General features: G+C 36.3%; 12 protein-coding genes. 3 read left to right on the top strand and 9 right to left on the bottom strand.

What is annotated here, in order from left to right:
* Positions 1-18 precede the first annotated feature (18 nt).
* The 3 genes from lepA to ACT9TX_RS04305 form a co-directional block, all read right to left on the bottom strand.
* Positions 19-1,803 (bottom strand): translation elongation factor 4, encoded by a 1,785-nt coding sequence (gene lepA, locus ACT9TX_RS04315; protein WP_481336982.1) that lies wholly within the window; start codon positions 1,801-1,803, stop codon positions 19-21.
* Between the two features lie 98 nt (positions 1,804-1,901).
* The gene (locus ACT9TX_RS04310) at positions 1,902-3,047 is read right to left on the bottom strand and encodes a glycosyltransferase (protein ID WP_481336981.1); all 1,146 of its coding nucleotides are present in this window, start codon (positions 3,045-3,047) and stop codon (positions 1,902-1,904) included.
* Between the two features lies 1 nt (position 3,048).
* Positions 3,049-4,389: an MATE family efflux transporter gene (locus ACT9TX_RS04305; protein WP_481336980.1), complete on the bottom strand. Its 1,341-nt coding sequence runs from the start codon at positions 4,387-4,389 to the stop codon at positions 3,049-3,051.
* A 24-nt stretch (positions 4,390-4,413) separates the two neighbouring features.
* On the opposite strand from ACT9TX_RS04305, the gene ACT9TX_RS04300 reads away from it, so the two are divergent.
* A complete protein-coding gene (locus ACT9TX_RS04300) occupies positions 4,414-5,382 on the top strand; it encodes an ion channel (RefSeq protein ID WP_481336979.1) in 969 nt (322 codons plus the stop codon).
* A 113-nt stretch (positions 5,383-5,495) separates the two neighbouring features.
* On the opposite strand, the gene ACT9TX_RS04295 is transcribed toward ACT9TX_RS04300, so the two are convergent.
* The 6 genes from ACT9TX_RS04295 to ACT9TX_RS04270 all read right to left on the bottom strand — a co-directional run bounded on the left by ACT9TX_RS04295 (position 5,496) and on the right by ACT9TX_RS04270 (position 16,083).
* The gene (locus tag ACT9TX_RS04295; protein ID WP_481336978.1) at positions 5,496-6,830 is read right to left on the bottom strand and encodes a DEAD/DEAH box helicase; all 1,335 of its coding nucleotides are present in this window, start codon (positions 6,828-6,830) and stop codon (positions 5,496-5,498) included.
* Positions 6,831-7,414: 584 nt separating this feature from the next.
* Complete coding sequence (locus tag ACT9TX_RS04290; RefSeq protein WP_481337007.1) at positions 7,415-9,112, bottom strand: carboxypeptidase-like regulatory domain-containing protein; 1,698 nt, start codon at positions 9,110-9,112, stop codon at positions 7,415-7,417.
* A gap of 300 nt (positions 9,113-9,412) precedes the next feature.
* Entirely contained in the window at positions 9,413-11,437 is a 2,025-nt protein-coding gene (gene glgB / locus ACT9TX_RS04285) for a 1,4-alpha-glucan branching protein GlgB (protein ID WP_481336977.1), read from the bottom strand.
* Between the two features lie 327 nt (positions 11,438-11,764).
* Positions 11,765-13,141, bottom strand: coding sequence for an MFS transporter (locus ACT9TX_RS04280; RefSeq protein ID WP_481336976.1), 1,377 nt, complete (start codon positions 13,139-13,141; stop codon positions 11,765-11,767).
* A 99-nt stretch (positions 13,142-13,240) separates the two neighbouring features.
* Entirely contained in the window at positions 13,241-14,524 is a 1,284-nt protein-coding gene (locus ACT9TX_RS04275; RefSeq protein WP_481336975.1) for a glucose-1-phosphate adenylyltransferase, read from the bottom strand.
* 146 nt (positions 14,525-14,670) lie between these two features.
* Positions 14,671-16,083: a glycogen synthase gene (locus ACT9TX_RS04270; protein WP_481336974.1), complete on the bottom strand. Its 1,413-nt coding sequence runs from the start codon at positions 16,081-16,083 to the stop codon at positions 14,671-14,673.
* Positions 16,084-16,212: 129 nt separating this feature from the next.
* On the opposite strand from ACT9TX_RS04270, the gene ACT9TX_RS04265 reads away from it, so the two are divergent.
* Positions 16,213-17,664, top strand: coding sequence for an MFS transporter (locus tag ACT9TX_RS04265; RefSeq protein WP_481336973.1), 1,452 nt, complete (start codon positions 16,213-16,215; stop codon positions 17,662-17,664).
* Positions 17,665-17,713: 49 nt separating this feature from the next.
* Entirely contained in the window at positions 17,714-18,685 is a 972-nt protein-coding gene (locus tag ACT9TX_RS04260; RefSeq protein WP_481336972.1) for an ROK family protein, read from the top strand.
* Positions 18,686-18,695: the final 10 nt, after the last annotated feature.

The following is an 18,695-nucleotide window of genomic DNA, read 5'->3' as shown; positions in this document are numbered from 1 at the left end:
ATTATTAAAAACAAACTATTAATCCAATTTCAATACAGCCAAGAAAGCTTCTTGTGGTACTTCTACGTTACCAATTTGACGCATACGCTTTTTACCTTCTTTCTGTTTTTCCAATAGTTTACGTTTACGGCTAATATCACCACCATAACATTTAGCGGTAACATCTTTTCGCATGGCACTAATATTCTCGCGAGCTATTACTTTAGCGCCAATAGCAGCTTGTATGGCAATTTGAAACTGTTGTTTGGTTAATAATTCCTTCAACTTCTCACATAATTTTCTACCAAAATCTTGGCTTCTACTACGGTGAATTAATGCACTTAAAGCATCTACTTTCTCACCATTCAATAAAATATCCATTTTCACAATATCGGCCTCACGCATACCAATTGGTGCGTAATCAAATGACGCATAACCACGTGTTTGACTTTTCAGTTTATCATAAAAGTCAAATACAATTTCGGTTAATGGCATTTCGAAAGTTAACTCAACACGTGTAGGTGTTAAGTAAGTTTGGTTTAATAAAATACCACGTTTACCCAAACACAAAGTCATAATATTACCAATATAATCCGGCGAAGAGATAATTTGTGCCCGAATAAATGGCTCTTCTATCCTATCAATTTTGGTTGGCTCTGGCATTTCAGCAGGATTGTTTACAACAACTTTATCCCCTTTTGAGGTGTAAGCGATAAATCCTACGTTTGGTACAGTAGTAATTACGGTTTGGTTAAACTCACGTTCTAAACGCTCTTGAATAATTTCCATATGCAGCAAGCCTAAAAAGCCGCAACGAAAACCAAAACCTAATGCTTGTGACGTTTCTAGCTCAAAAGTTAAAGAGGCATCATTCAATTGCAATTTGTCCATGCATTCACGCAATTCTTCAAAAGCATCGGTTTCTACTGGAAAAATACCAGCAAAAACCATTGGTTTTACTTCTTCAAAACCATGAATCATCTCACCAGGATTATTGGCTAATGTAATAGTATCACCAACTTTTACTTCTTTCGCATTTTTAATACCCGTAATAATGTAGCCTACATCACCAGCCTTCACCTCTTCTTTTTGGGTCATAGTCAGTTTTAGAACCCCCACTTCATCGGCAGTATAATCTTGCCCAGAAGCTATGAATCTAATTTTGTCGTTCTTTTTAAGAACGCCATTCATTATTCTATAATAAATAATAATACCTCTAAAACTGTTATAAACGCTATCAAAAATTAAAGCTTGTAATGGTGCAGCATAATCGCCTTTTGGTGCAGGAATTCTTTCTACAATAGCTTCTAAAATACCTTCTATACCAATGCCACTTTTGCCACTTGCTAGTAAAATATCCTCAACTTTGCAGCCAATAAGGTCAATAATCTGGTCTTGAACTTCTGGTATCATCGCACCATCCATATCTATTTTATTGATAACAGGAATAATTTCCAAATCGTTATCAATAGCTAAATACAAGTTACTAATGGTTTGAGCTTGAATACCTTGGCTAGCATCTACCAACAACAAAGCACCTTCACAAGCAGCTAATGCACGGCTTACTTCGTAGCTAAAATCTACGTGACCCGGTGTATCAATCAAGTTGAAATTATAGGTTTCGCCTTTAGATGTATAAGCAATTTGAATAGCGTGACTTTTAATAGTAATGCCTTTTTCACGTTCTAAATCCATATCATCCAAAACCTGATTCATCATGTCACGTTCGCCAATAGTTTTGGTATGTTCAAGTAAACGATCGGCTAAAGTGCTTTTACCATGATCGATATGTGCAATAATGCAAAAGTTTCTAATATTCTTCATAACTGTGGCAAAGATAACGGTACAAGGTAGAATTAATGCCTAACTTAGTAGTAAAAACAAATGAAAGATTTTAAACAAAATAGCTTTGAATTTCTGATTTAATAATAACCAGCTATTTGCTTACCGATAGCCTTATAACAAAATTTAGTGGTTGCATTCTCAGCTATTTCTTGATGGTTGTAGGTTTCAAAATCATTTTTTATATAAAGCATTGCTTCAACCAAAGCGTTTTCGTCTTTTGGGTTAATTAAAATACCGTTAGTGTCATTTACAACTTCGGCAATACCACCAACATTAGTGCAAATAATTGGCAAGCCACAACATAGAGCTTCGGCAATAACGCAAGGCATATTTTCATAATTGCTAAATAATACGAACGCATTAGATTCTTGCATAAAACTAGCTACTTCTTGCTGTGGTAACATGCCAGTAAAATTTACAACATCATCTATTTTTAATGTAATTGTTAAATGTTGTAAATCTTCACTTGCTGGGCCAACCATTCTTAAACGCAGAGTTGCGTTTTGATTATACGCTTTTGCAAAAGCCCTTAAAATACCATCTGCATTTTTTGGATGGTTCATAGTTGAAACATGGATAAACCAAAATTCAGCTTTATTTACTGTTGGAATAAACTTAAAAATACTGATGTCAACCACATTAAAAACTACTTGAAATGCTTTTTTAATTACTAATTTATTTACAGCTTTGCCCAAACTTTTACTAACTGGTAAAAAGGTATCCGCTTGCTCTACAACCTTTTTTGTAAGCTGCTTAAACCACCAACTTCTATTTACAAATTTATCTTCTGCATAATCGTTATAAATACCATAATGCTCTGTCAACAAATAGGGAATGCCAAATTTGGTTTTTAACCAAAGGGCTAATTTTCCAGCTTTTACAGGTACATGTACATGCACTAAATCTGGCTTGCCATGTAAGCTGAAATACTGTTTAATTGCCTTTTTAAAATATCGCTCGTAATTAATTTGGTCAATAATTTTATTGAAAGGATATGGCAAATTTGATTGCCTTACATACAAAATCTGTTCTTGAAAATGTGCTTGAAGCAATTGTTCTGTAGTAACTTTTTCTGCCTGAAAAGTACTTGACACTAACTGAACATGAATAACATACAACTTACAAAAAGGTGCTGTTGCTTGTGCATGGCGCTGAATAAAATCGCCATTATATGCATCAAATTTATTAGGATACCAACTTGCTAACCATAATACCTGCTTCATATTACTCAGTTTTATTGGTTAATAAATGAAACACCCATTGATAATCTGATTTTTTAAAGCGAAGCAATTCATAAACAGACATTGTATTGCTTTTGAAAAAGCGATAGAACGAATACGCCACATTTACCGTGTAACCAACGCTACTAACAATGGCAGCAGCCACAATACCATATTGTTTTACAAACAAAAAATCGCCCAAAAGAATAACCACAAGCGCTAAAACTGCACCTGTAATGTTCACTCTCATTTGATTTAAGCCACTGAAATATGCAGATAGTAACGCCAACACTGATAATGAAAAAATGCCCGGCAGCAACAATGTAACTGACCAATGCATACTGCTAAATGTGGCACCGAATACACTGGTAAAAACTATATTTCCAAACAAATAACTTAACACGAATACCGCCAAAAAGCATTGCGCCAACAACCTTACAATAATCAAAATTTGCTGTGGTATAAAGGCAACAGCTTTACTATCGGCAGATTTGGGAAATACCACACTAGCAAATATTTGTGGCAATACCAATAACAACTGTACCGTTTTTGATGCTTGAATATAATTACCCAAATCGCTCGCTGTGCAGTATTCATTTACAAAGCAAAAATCTACACGATACACAAAGAAAAAAACAACGTTACCTGCTAAGGCTAATAGTGAATATCGCAGCAATAAATTGGTTTGTTTTGTATTGGGCAAAGTGAATCTTTGAATAGGTTTTATCTTTAAAAAATAATAACCTGCAACAGCCAAACCTTGCACAACAAAGAACGAAAAATAAGTAAGCACCAAATCAGTTTTAGAAGCACCTAAACAATACAACACCAACAACACAACACTTAGTATCGCATTTACACAAGCCATGGTTACATTACCAGAAAAAAAATCATCTTCTGCTTGAAACAAGCCCAAGAAAATATTAGATAACAGCGTACCTAGTATAAAAGTGATACCAAAAATGGCAAGTAACACGGGTGTTGCATTTGCCTGCGGCAAATAATTTGCGCAAGCAAACATACCAATGGTTACTAGTACGGTTATTATTGCAAATGCTACAACTACAAATGATAATACAGCTTGCCTTGGGATTAATTTGCTAGCAACATAATACGCCACACCGCTTTCAATATTTACACTTACAACTAGGGTTAATAAAAAGAAAATAGTCGTTAAATAATTGGCCCAACCGCTTATTTCTGCTTGCAGCAATCTACTCATCACAATGTTTAAGGCAAACAAAGTAATGAGGTACAAACCACGCCACACAATACCTTGACGTAATAATTGCTGAAACTGCATGTAGAAAATAAAATTAGTAGCGGCTAAAATACGATATTGCACAAACCAACGCTATCTCAAATTATTATGGCATTACTAACACACTTTAACCGTAGGGCAAAAGCAGAAACAGAAACAGGCTTAGGCACTAATACAAACTACAATGGCGGCAGATTTTTTAATAAAGATGGTTCGGCTAATATAGAAATGCGTGGCATGAATTTCTTCAGCCGCTTTAATATTTACCACACACTTTTATCGCTGCCTAATTGGAAATTTCTTGCCATCATCATGCTTGCTTTTGTAGGTGTTAACTTGGTATTTGCAGGTGTATACTTACTCATTGGGTTAGAACATTTAGGTGGTTTAGTAGCCACTACTAATGGCGAAAAATTTGGCGAAGCTTTTTTCTTTAGCGCACAAACATTTACCACCGTTGGCTATGGTCGTATTAATCCTATTGGTTTTGCTGCAAGCTTTACTGCTTCGCTTGAAGCATTGGTTGGCCTAATGAGTTTTGCATTAATTACAGGCTTGCTGTATGGTCGTTTTGCAAGACCACGAGCTTATATCAAATACAGTCAAAACGCTTTGTTTACGCCGTTTCGTGGTGGTATGGCTTTTATGTTTCGCATTGTGCCTTACACTAAAAACTTTTTGGTAAATGTTGAAGCCAAAGTAACCATGAGTATGCAGGTACTAGACGATGATGGCACAAAAAAGAATAAGTTTTTCAATCTGCCGCTTGACATTGCTAAGGCCAATAGTTTAATAAGCAACTGGACAATTGTACATGTAATTAACGAGGAAAGTCCATTTTACAATCTATCAAAAGAAGATATCGATAATGCCAATGTAGAAATTTTGATTCTCGTACAAGGCTTTGATGAAAGCTTTGCCAATACGGTTATTTCTCGTGGTAGCTATGTGGCGGCTGAGTTTGTATATGGCGCTAAGTTTTTACCAATGTACCATCCTAATAAAGATAATACAGGTACTATTTTAGAACTTGACAAACTAGATGCGTACGAAGAAATGAAACTACCGCAAGAGTAATAGAACGTAGAATAAAAAGATTGGATGGATTTACAACATTGTACTTTAAAACCTACTTTAAAAATCGGTGTAAATCTATTCAATCTGTGTCATCCGTGTTCTAAATACTTTTTCTATTTTTCTTTTGGCTTTCTTTTAATAGGCTTACCGTATTTCTTCATCATTTTATCTTTATGACTCACTTTTACAGTGACTTTTTTCTTGTTCTTATCCTTTTTCTCATGAAACGCAGGTCCTTTTTCTTCTTTCTTCGGCAGCTTTACTAAGTGCGTTTTCATTTTCACCTTTGGCTTTTCATCTTCTGTCAATACATCCGAAATCACCAAATCATCTGGCAAAGGCAATACAGGCACAGCATAGTTCATTAACGCTTCTATCCTAGCCTGCTGTTCTTGTTCTCGCTCTGTAATAAAACTAATTGAGATACCTTTTTTATCAGCCCTACCAGTTCTACCAATGCGGTGAATATAGTTTTCTGGCACTTCTGGCATGTCAAAGTTTATCACATGCGTTACTTCAGAAATATCCAAACCACGTGCAATTATATCTGTCGCAATGATAAAGCGGTACGTACCATTTGTAAACTGATTCACCGTATTAAAACGATGATTCTGCTCTTTGTTCGAGTGAATCACTCCTAGCCTGTCAGGAAACTCTGCTTTCAGTTCGTCGTACAAATCGTCTGCTAAGCTTTTAGTAGCTACAAACACCAATACCTTGCTCATCTCTTCATGCTGCGTAAGCAACTGAATCAGCAAATTAACTTTGGTATAAAAGTTAGGTACATGGTAAGCCGTCTGAATAATATTTTCTAGCGGTGTGCCTGTTGGCGCCGCTTCTATGCGTTCAGGTGTGTCAAAATAGGTGTTCATCAGCAACTCTACATCACCTGTAATAGTAGCAGAAAACATCAGGTTTTGGCGCTTTGGGGGCAGCAAATCCAATATGGCTTTTAACTGCGCTCTAAACCCAAGATTCAGCATTTCATCCACCTCATCAATCACCAATCGCTTAATGGCTTTGGTTTTAAAAGCCCCGTCATACATCAAATCTATCAATCTACCAGGCGTAGCCACCAGCACATCCATACCTTCGGCTACTTCTAGTTTTTGCGTGTTAATATTCACCCCACCATATACACCTACCACGGCCACATTCATGTAAGTAGTCAGTTTTTTCACCGCTTCTACCACCTGAACCACCAATTCTCTCGTAGGCACAATGATCAAAATTTGCGGTGCCGTGTCTTTACTAAATTTCCATTGGCGCAAGCAAGGCAACAAATAAGCAAAGGTTTTACCAGTACCAGTTTGCGCAATACCACACACATCTCTACCACTCATAATCACCGAAAAAGCCCTAGCCTGAATAGTAGTTGGTTTGGTATACCCAAGATCATCCAAAGCATTTAACAACGGTGCGTTTAAATTTAAATCACTAAAAGTCATAATCGTTTGTTCAACACATAGGCACAAAGGCACATAGCTTTACAACCATTTCCTTTTATCTATGCTATTTTAATCAATAGTATCCTTACCAAACAGCATTTCTATTGTGCCTATGTGGTAAATTTTATTGGCGGTGAAGGTAGCTTTAAAACAGCGATAAAAATTCCCCGTCATTGCGACGCAGGAAACAATCCAACGTCATTGCGAGGTACGAAGCAATCTAAAATCATTTAAAATAGACTGCTTCGTGCCTCGCAGTGACGAGAACCTTTTATTTACCAGCTTTAGTGGTACTATGATGCTTCGGTTGTGTCACTCTACCGATAGCTATCGGTATGTACGTTCTGTTCGCTGCGCAGCTTTTATTGTAGCGTAGATATTTTCATACAAAGCTATCTTCAAAATCCTTGAAGGTTTCAATAAAAACCTTCAAGATTAATATAAGGTATTTTACACAAAGTAACAAAGAAGGCAAAGAGCGCAAAGGTTTTATTGTCATGCTGAGGAACGAAGCATCTAACCGAAATGAATTAATACCGTTTGTTATAGTAAGAGAAATGAGTGAAATCAAAACACCTTTTCGTTTATCGCTTAAATATATATCCAATGCTAAAAGAAAAATTCGTTGGCTCAATGCCGGTGTAAGTGCCTCCTTGATAGTAGTTATAGTGATAAGTCGGCGTCACAAATAAGCAACGTTTACGTGTGATTTCTATAGACACGTTAGTACCAAACACCCAGCTTTTAAAACTTTGATCAATGTTCTGATTATCTTTTTTGATAGTAGTTACTGAATACCCTGCAAAGGGCATTATAAATATTGGCCTATGCGATTTATTGACTTTAAATTGATAATCTAACTGATAATGACTGGTAATAGCAAATATTCCCCCTAACCCGTAAAAAGTTTTGCTCCCAAATTCAAAAAACAATCCACCATGTAGCCTAAAGCCATTAGTTATTCCTAACCCATATTCTGCTAATGAATTATAACTTGAGTTTTTCGTATCAATCGGCTGCTTGCCAAGTGATAGCATTATATAAACATTATCACTTCGTAAATATTTAAATAAAGCACTTATTACATTCGTATTCTTTATTGTTTTTGTAGTATCAACATCTGGCACTTTCATTACGGGTATATTACCAGCTACTTCCTCTTTTTTAAACAAGCTATCATATTTTGCCCAATCATCTTTATTGCCCTCTTTAAGTGTTTTTATATTTTCGTCTCGCCGTTGTAACACTTCTTGGTAGTCGAATGATTTTACATCACTGGTATCCACAGACGTAGTTACGAAATTTCTAAAGTAGTGTTCATCATAATTAGTGGCATACTTGTTTTCGCCTTGGCTTTCTTTTATGTACCATTTGCCATTAAATAACTGATAAGTTGTTGAATGAATACCAATAGAAACTGGTACAAAAAAAATTTCGTTAACATTATATCTAGTAACATCAAATTTTACAAAAGCCAAAGTAGCTGTATCTAAATAAATAGTACCCTCTGTCTGCTTTTTTGTTTTAGATTCAAAATCTACCACAAATACTTTTCTACCTTCAAACACTATTTTTTCACGCTCTGTATAAACATAATTTTTAAGATACTTTCTGTTAATGTAGTCAGGTCTATTAAATACATAATCGCCTATACCATAAAACTGTCCAACCCATCGATGTTTTTCAGTTGGGGTATTGTAGTACTTAGACGACTTATTTTCTTTTAATACAAACTTATTTTGTATCAATTTCACTTGTTGTTTGTCATTGTCCTCATTATTGTAAGCAGGAGAAAATGCTTTAACGACACCGTCAGCTTTATAATAATAATCACTATCGTTTACAATGTTATATACCCTATAAATACCGTTGATAATAAAAGGTTTGTTAGGATAATTTTCCGGTATTTTATCAATCGCTCTCTCAATTAGTGTTTTTGCTCTTGTAGAAACTATCACCTCTTTTAGATTACTACTCGCAGGAACAAGTTCTATCATATTACTTACATTATGTAAGCAATTAATAGTTGCTTTTTTATAGCCAATGAAACTAAAACTAAGTTGAGAGGTATTAATTGATGTATCTATATTGATACTAAAAAAGCCTTTATTATTAGTAACAGAGCCTTTGTACTTACTAACTTGTATTGATACACCCTGTAGCGGTTTATGGCTCGCTTTATCCACAACAGTACCTTTAATCTGCACTACTTGAGAGTAAGCAGAAATAGAAGATAATAACGCTAATAATAAACATACCAGACATTTTTTTTTGACCAACATAAGATTCAACAATTAGTAATTAAAAATTGTAGATATTTTACATTCAGCTATTATCTTATTAAAATACAAACATTGAAATCGCTCTACTAAACTTTCAGTTGTGTAGATCCTTTGTCTTTTCTTTACCCCACAACCTTCTCAGCAACCTTTGCACCGCTACCACCTTGCTCTATAATATTTCTCGCCAATACATATTCGGTATAAAAATCTGGGTATTTCTTTTTCAGTACCACTATTAGGCAAATACCAAAAAGCTTTAGTGTTCTTTGTGTTTCCGTCTTTGTGTACTTGGTGGTTAAACTACCCCAACACAATACCAGCCAATGGCGGTAAATTCAATGTGAGTTTATAGCATTTGGTATCTTCATCTACCAATTCAGCTTTTATTGCTGGGTTAAACACATCACCAGTGCCCCAATAGGCTTTATCGTTACTGTTAAATATCTCTTGCCACTCGTTTTTGCCATGCACATAAATTTCCCAATTCATGCGCACTACAGGCGTCATGTTTAGCACTACCACCACATCATTTTCTGGTAATTCGCCTTTGCGCTTGTACACCATTACACATTCATCACGGTGGTTTAGGTCTATCCATTCAAAGCCATCATTACCAAATTGTTTTTCGTACAAAGCCGGCTGACCTCGGTACAATTCATTCAGCTTTTGCACACAATATTTCATACCACCATGGCTTACATGTTTTAGTAAATCCCATTGCAGCTCTGTTTTGTAATTCCACTCAGCGGTTTGCCCAAATTCATCACCCATAAACAGCAACTTAGCCCCGGGATGTGTAAACATATAGGTGTACAACAAACGCAAGTTGGCAAACTTTTGCCACTCATCACCAGGCATTTTATAAATCATAGGGCTTTTGCCATGCACCACTTCATCGTGGCTAAGCGGTAGCATAAAATTTTCATCGCTAAAATAAGCCATACTAAACGTAAACTTATTCTGCGAGCCTTTGCGCAGCAATGGGTCTATTTTAAAGTAATCTAGTGTATCATGCATCCAGCCCATCATCCATTTCATACCAAAGCCCAAGCCACCTTCAAAAGTGGGCTTGCTTATGCCCGGCCAGTCAGACGCTTCTTCTGCAATAGTTTGTGTATCGGGGAAATCTCGGTATAAAGTTTCATTCAAGTCTTTAATAAACGCAATGGCTTCAATATTACCATTACCACCGTATTCATTTGGTTCCCATTCACCTTCTTCACGGCTATAATCTAGGCGCAGCATCGAACTTACCGCATCTACACGCAAGCCATCAATGTGAAATTGATCGTACCAAAAACGAGCACTACTTATCAAAAAGCTTTTTACCTCGCCACGTTTGTAATTAAAAATATAGCTGTTCCAATCTGGGTGAAAACCCTTGCGCATATCGGCATATTCATAGGTGTGTGTACCATCAAACAAGTACAAACCATGTGCATCGTAAGGAAAATGCGAAGGCACCCAATCTAATATCACACCAATACCTGCTTGGTGCAGGCAGTCTACCAAGTAAGCAAAATCTTGTGGGTTACCAAAGCGACTAGTAGGTGCAAAAAAGCCCGTGCCTTGATAGCCCCAACTACCATCAAATGGATGCTCCATCACAGGCATAAACTCTACGTGTGTGAAAGCCATTTCTTTTAAGTAAGGTACTAGCAAAGCCGCTATTTCACCATAGGTTTTATAACTTTCTTCATCGTTTTTATCTGGGCGCATCCAGCTAGCCAAATGCATTTCATACACAGAGTAAGGTGCATTTAGTGCATTGTGTTTTTTGCGTTCTTGCATCCATTGATTGTCTTGCCAATAATATTCAGTGGCCCAAGTAATTGATGCAGTAAATGGTCTTATTTCAGAAAAATGTGCAAATGGATCAGCTTTATCTAGTCGTGCATTTTCATAGCCATGAATGTGGTATTTATAAGCCTCACCTTTTAAAACATTGGGTATAAATCCTTCCCAAATACCAGAACTATCTTGCCTTACTTTTAGAGGATGCGCTGTTTTATCCCATTTATTAAAATAGCCTGTAACGCTTATGAATGTTGCATTTGGTGCCCATACAGCAAAGTAAGTACCTTCTGTACCAAGTACCGTTAACTGCTTATTGCCAAATAATTTATACAAACTATAGTGTGTACCATTTTGAAAATTACGTACATCTTCATCCGTAAATAGTGAGTAGTTCCAAACCGATTGTTGGCTATCTACAAAATGGATGTCTTCGTATTTTTTTTCTGCTAGCATTCCAACTTTTTTAGTGTTTTGTGCTGTTGGGTTTATGGAATTAGCATCTTCTTTCATCAGTGAATTTTTAGGCATAGCAACCATTAATAATGGTGAATGTTTTATTAAAACTAATTTCTTAATTTATGTAATGCAATTTATACATTTTACAGGCAATTAGCAGTAATACTTTTAGCACCCGTATAAAAAAGGCGAAGGAAAAACTAATGGTTGTTTTTAGCATTTTGGCACTACCATCAATTGTTTTGTGAAGCCAATAAGCAAGCATTAGAAACCAATTTATAAACACTACCAACAAGCACATGTAGTTGTTTTAATAATAAAGCAAAAAACAGTGTATTTGTGCTATGCAACAGTAGCCAAATAGTACTACTAACAATGGTTACATAAGAATTATCTAGATTAAGATTTTTGCGATGCAGTGTTATTAGTGTCTTGTACAAACAAGCAACTTAGTGCAGCCAAAAGCATAAACACGCCAGCTAAAACAATGGCATAAATGGGCTGATTACCATAAACATGCTTTACTATCCAGCCACCAAAAAGACCGTTAACGATTTGAGGCATGGTGATAAAGAAATTAAAAATACCCATGTAAATACCTAGCTTGCCTGATGGTATAGAGCCTGATAAAATAACATAAGGCATTGATAAAACGCTTGCCCATGCTAGCCCTATACCTACCATAGAAAAGGTAACCATGTTTGGATCTTTAATAAAATAAATAGAAATTAAACCAACACCACCAGCTAGTAACGAAAACGCATGCGTGGCTTTGCGACCAATAAATTTTGCAATCATTGGCAAAAACAAAGCATATACCATAGCAACTAAATTGTACACGCCAAAAGCTGAACTTACTTTATTGCCTGCTTCATTATAAGCAATGCTTTTACTATAATCACCACTTAAACCATAAACGTGTGTAGCAACAGCATCTGTTGTAAAAACCCACATACTAAAAAGTGCAAACCATGTAAAAAACTGCACTAAGCCAAGTTGCTTCATGGTTTTAGGCATTTGAGCAAAGTCTTTAAAAATTTCACTCAAAACAGGCTTTTCTGTTTCTTCATTCTTGCCATGAAACTGCTCGTACTCTTTGGGTGGATATTCTTTTGAAAAAAATACTGTAATTAAAATGGCTATCATAAAAACTGCTGCACCAATATAAAATGCGTACTTGATATTATCGGCTACACCATCTTTTGCAGTTTCCATACTAAAGCCGCTTTTACCTAAAATTTCAGGTAATGCAGAACCTACAACGGCACCTAAACCAATTAAAAAGGTTTGTATTGAAAAGCCAATTGTACGTTGCGAGTCGGGCAAATTATCAGCCACCAAAGCTCTAAATGGCTCCATAGCTACATTAAACGAAGCATCCATAATCATTACCATGCCAGCCCCAACCCATAAAGCAGGAACTATTGCAGATAACGCACCAGAATTTGGTAAAAAAACTAAAGCCAATGATGATAGAATTGCACCTGCCAAAAAATAGGGTTTTCTACGACCTAATTTATTCCATGTTTTATCGCTGTAATGACCAATAAGTGGTTGAACAATCATACCAACTAATGGCGCAACTATCCAAAACATTGGCAACTGGTCTACATCGGCACCATAAGAACGTAAAATGCGGCTTGTATTGCCATTTTGTAAAGCGAAACCAAATTGAATACCCAAAAAGCCGAAGCTCATTGTAAAAATCTGTACTAAGGATAATTTAGGTTTAGCAACAGTGTTTGTAACGTTTGGGGCTAAAGTTGAACTAGTCATAGCAATCGTTTATAATTATAATTGTGTATTTTTTACACGTTGCAAAATAAAGCAAAAAAACATCCGCAATTGTGCGGATGTTTTCATTTATCAAATTTATTAAATTACAAAACCATTGGGTAAAATAGCACCTTTTTTTACCACCACTATGCCATCTTTTACACTATATAATGGATGGTCTGTATTTTCTAAGTGCTTACCGCCATTAATACGCACATCATTACCTATACGGCAGTTTTTATCAATAATAGCATCTTTAATATAGCAACGCTCCCCAATACCAATTTTAGGGATACCTTTTCCTACGTTCTCTTGCATCACTTCTAATGTTTCGTAGTAGTCGTTACCCATAATATAGCTACTCACAACTGTAGTACCATAGCCAATGCGAGCCCTAATACCTAATACACAATGTTCAAGTCGGCTTGCATTTATAATAGAACCCTCTGCAATTAAGGTTTTTTCTAAAGTTGTACCACTAATTTTTGCTGGTGGCAGCATACGTGGTCTTGTGTACACCACATTGCTATTGTCAAATAAATTGAACTCAGGAATTTCAGCTGTTAAAGCTAAATTCGCTTCAAAGAAAGAAGCGATATTTCCAATATCTGTCCAATAACCTTCATATTGATAGCTTGCTACTTTATAATTTTCGATAGCGTTAGGGATGATCTCTTTACCAAAATCTGTGGCATTGGGATGATGATCTTTCAACAAATTATTCAATACCGCTTTGTTAAATATATAAATCCCCATTGAGGCTAAATATATTCTGCCTTGCTGTTGCATTACACCACTTGTAGTGCTTGTCCAATCGCCAAGTACATCTTTTTTAGGTTTTTCTATAAACGATGAAATCATACCGCCTTCGTCTGTTTTAAGAATACCAAACTCGGTGGCATCATTGGCATGTACAGGTATGGTAGCAATAGAAATATCAGCTCCTCTGTTAAGATGATCCGTAATCATTTCTAAGAAATCCATTTGGTACAATTGATCACCGCTTAGTATTAAAATGTATTCGAAATCTAAGTTTGAAATGTGACGTAGCGATTGTCTCACCGCATCGGCTGTACCTTGAAACCAACCTGGATTATCAGGTGTTTGTTCTGCTGCCAGAATATCTACAAACCCAGTACTGAATGCACTAAAGTGGTAGGTATTTTTAATGTGCTTGTTTAATGAAGCTGAGTTAAACTGCGTTAACACAAACATACGGTTGATGCCGCTATTCATACAGTTGCTAATAGGAATATCTACCAAACGATATTTACCAGCTACTGGTACTGCAGGTTTAGAGCGTGATGCTGTAAGCGGGTACAATCTGCTGCCAGCGCCACCACCTAATATTACTGCTACAATTTTTTTACTTAAAGATGCCATAAAATTGGGGTTAAAAAGTTTTTTTCATAATTATCAAAGCAATCCAAAAAACAGAGGTTGGAAAGTTATGACGAAAGCAATTGATATACATACATTGGTTAAAAAAAATTAGACAAATCTTTTGTTAACTTCAAAAAGACTAGTTATTAAGCACTTTTGTATACATCGGTATAGGCTTCAACTACTGCTTCCCAGCTGTGGTCTATTTGCATCATGTATTTACGCATCCAACCAAAGTGCGTTTTATCTTTATACACTTCTATAGCTCTATAAATTGAGTGCGCCACATCGCTTACCGTTGCGTTATTAAATCTAATACCAAAACCTTCCCATTCACCCATGTCTTTTACGGTATCTTGCAAGCCACCAGTACTTCTAACCATTGGCACTGTACCATATCGCAAGGCATACATTTGGTTTAAGCCACAAGGTTCTACCCTACTTGGCATTAATAAAAAGTCGGCAGCTGCATATAGTTTATGACTCAAGGCTTCATCGTAACCAATTACCGCATTGTAGTAGCCTCTGTATTGACTAGTGATATTATTTAATTCCCATTCTACATGTTTATCACCACTACCAAGCACCATATAACAAGCTTTTCCTTGCTGATGGTACAAAGCGTTTAAAAATGCTCCAGGCAAAATATCGGCTGCTTTTTCGCCCACAAGCCTACCAATAAATACAAACAACGGCAGTTTTTCATCTAAGCCATAGGTCTCACAAATTTGCTTTTTGTTTTTCTTTTTACCTGCATCAGCCGTTTTTACAGAAAAATTACTGGTAAGGTAAGGGTCTGTTGCAGGATCCCAAACTTCATTATCAATACCATTTAAAATACCTACACACTTACCTTTTTCGTACTCAAATAAATCTTCCAATCCATTGCTATTATAACGCAGCTCATCCATATAGCTAGGGCTTACAGTAGTAACTTTCCAAGCACATTTTACGGCACTAGCAAGCGGATTTATAGTGTTATTCCAATCTAAATCGCCCCATTTATAGCCATCGTATGCAGGTATTAAACTGGCTTTATCCCAACCTATCCAGCCTTGGTATTGTGCATTGTGAATGGTTAACACCGTTTTTACATAAGCCATGCGTTTAAAGGCAAAGCAATTCTTCAACATAAACGGTATTAGGCCTGCATGATAATCATGCACATGAATAATATCAGGTTGATGTTGCCAACTATTAAGCCACGTTAAAACTGCTATTTGAAAAGAGATAAAACGTTCGGTATCGTCACTATAACCATAAATTTTTTCTCGGTCAAGCAAGCCATTGATGTCAACTAAAAACAAATCGTAGCCAAGTTTATTAGTAGCTTCTTTGATAATGGTAAAGTCAAACTTTTTAGAGCCTAAATAGGCTGTGCCTTTAAAGTCAACTACCCATTCATTTGCGTATAAAAACTTGGTGCGGTACATTGGCATCACCACTTTGGCATAGTTGCCAGCTTTGCATTGGTATTTAGGTAACGCCCCTACTACATCGCCTAAGCCACCAGCTTTAGCCATTGGGTAACACTCTGCACTTACGTGAATTATTTCCATATAGATAATCGTGTTTTTGTAAAAGAAAATCCAAATTAGGGGTTAAAGCTTTTGTAACAAATTTTAACCAAACAATTTTATGTAAATAAAACTCTTTATTTTCAGCCCCTAACAAAAAATGTTTGCATTATGAACCAAAAAACTAAATGGGGGCAATTCGGCACATTAATTACCGTATTCTTTTTCTGGGGTTTTGTTGCCGCTAGCAACGATATTTTAATCCCTGTATTTAAAAAAGCTTTCGTGCTATCACAAGCAGAAAGTCAATTAGTGGCCGTTGCATTTTACATTGCCTACACAGTTGGTTCTATCATTTACCTTATTATTTCTAAGTTTATTGGTAGCGATTTATTGAATAAAATTGGTTATAAAAACGGTATCGCACTGGGCTTAATTATTTCTGCAATTGGTACACTACTATTTTATCCAGCAGCTAATAACAGTTCATTTACTTTAATGATTACAGGTTTATTTGTTGTTGCCTTAGGTTTTTCATTACAGCAAATTGCAGCTAATCCTTTAGCCGTAGTTATGGGTGACCCAAAAACTGGTTCACAACGTTTAAGTATGGCAGGTGGTGTAAATAATTTTGGTACTACCATCGGCCCATTGTTAGTAAGTTTTGCCATTTTTGGTAGCGTCAATTCAGCTAATACTGAGGCAAGTATTGGTAGCGTTAAAATACCTTACCTTATTCTAGGCCTAGCATTTTTACTAGTTGCTGTGTTCTTAAAATTTTCTTCTGTACCTAATAAAATAGACCTTGATAATTTAGCTACTGAAGAAGCCGGCGATACAAGCAAAGTGCTTCATAAAAAATATGCTTTTCAATATCCACAACTTTGGATGGGCATGATTGGCATATTCGTTTATGTAGGTGTAGAAGTAGCTACAGCTAGCAACTTACCAGAGTTTTTAAAACAAAAAATGGCAATTAGTACCGATAAAGTTGCTCCTTATATTTCATTGTATTGGGCTAGTTTAATGATTGGTAGATGGACAGCCAGTATTGGTGCGTTTGACATGTCAAAATCGGCAAAAGACATTCTTAAATTCTTCATGCCATACATTGCGTTTGCAGTATTTATTATTGTAAACATGATTGCACAACACGATGTATCATCTTTCTATTTATACGGCTTTGTAATTATTGCTATGATTATTGGCGACATTTTAAGCAAAGGTAGCCCTGCAAAAATGTTACTTATTTTTTCATTAATGGGCATTACAGCTTTGGTGATAGGCATGCTTACTACTGGCACAGTTAGTATTTATGCCTTTGTAAGTGTTGGCTTATTTTGTAGCACATTATGGCCTTGCATATTTACATTGGCAGTAGCTGGCTTAGGCAAGCACACCAATGAAGGTAGCAGCTTTTTAATTATGATGATTATGGGTGGCGGCTTTATTAGCTATTTACAAGGTTATGTTGCTTCTGAGCATTTACTTGGTATTCAATACAGCTACATTGTAGGTGTTGCCTGCTTTGCCTACCTTGCTTTTTATGCTATTAAAGCTAAAAGTATTTTAAAAGCACAAGGCATAGATTATGATGTGCTGGCAAAAGGTGGTGGCCATTAATTTTGCGCAGCAGAACTTTTTTAACAATAGATATTAACGATAGATAACAATGAGTACAACAAACCCTCAATATGCAGTAGGTATAGACCTTGGCGGCACCACCGCAAAATTTGGTATTGTAGATAGTGAAGGCAATATACTTGAGCAAGATAGAATAGCAACAGCAAGTGAAAAACCAGTCAACTTTTTTGTAGACGAACTACATAAAAAGTTGCAACCGATGATTGACAGACATGGCGGCAAAGAGAATATGATTGGCATAGGTATGGGTGCGCCAAATGGCAATTTATACACTGGCAATATTGAGTATGCAGCCAATTTACATTGGCAAGGCATTGTACCTATTGCACATTTAATTACAGAAAAATTTGACATTAAAACCACGCTTACCAACGATGCAAATGCTGCTGCCATGGGCGAAATGATGTATGGTGCAGCTAAAGGCATGAAGCATTTTATAACCATCACACTTGGCACAGGTGTAGGTAGCGGTATTGTTATTGATGGTAAAATGGTGGTTGGTCACGATGGCTTTGCTGGCGAATTAGGTCACGTAATTGTGCGCCATGGTGGTAGATTACACAGAGGCACAGGCAGTCGTGGTTGTTTAGAATCTTATGCATCAGCAACCGGTGTTAGAGATACCGCTGTAGAATTTTTAGCGGCTAACCCTACCAAAGTAAGCTTGCTTAGAGACTTTGCAGAAGAAGACCTTACTAGTCAAACAGTGTACGAATGTGCCATACAAGGCGATGAAATTGCCAAAGGTATTTTTGATTTTACTGGCGAAATTTTAGGTGAAGCTTTGGCAAACTTTGTCATGTTCTCTTCACCGCAAGCTATTATTTTGTTTGGTGGCCTTACTAAAGCTGGTAGCTACATCATGACCCCTACCAAAGAAGCGATGGAAAAGAATTTAATTCAAGTATTTAAAAATAAAGTGCAACTAATGTTTAGCAACTTAAAAGAAAGCGATGCTGCTATTTTAGGCGCAAGTGCATTGGTGTGGGATGGCAAGTAAGCATAAACTG

Source organism: Parasediminibacterium sp. HNIBRBA5674 (assembly GCF_056745525.1).
The sequence above is the reverse complement of the archived record's forward strand: the minus strand, read 5'-3'. Positions and strand labels throughout refer to the sequence as shown.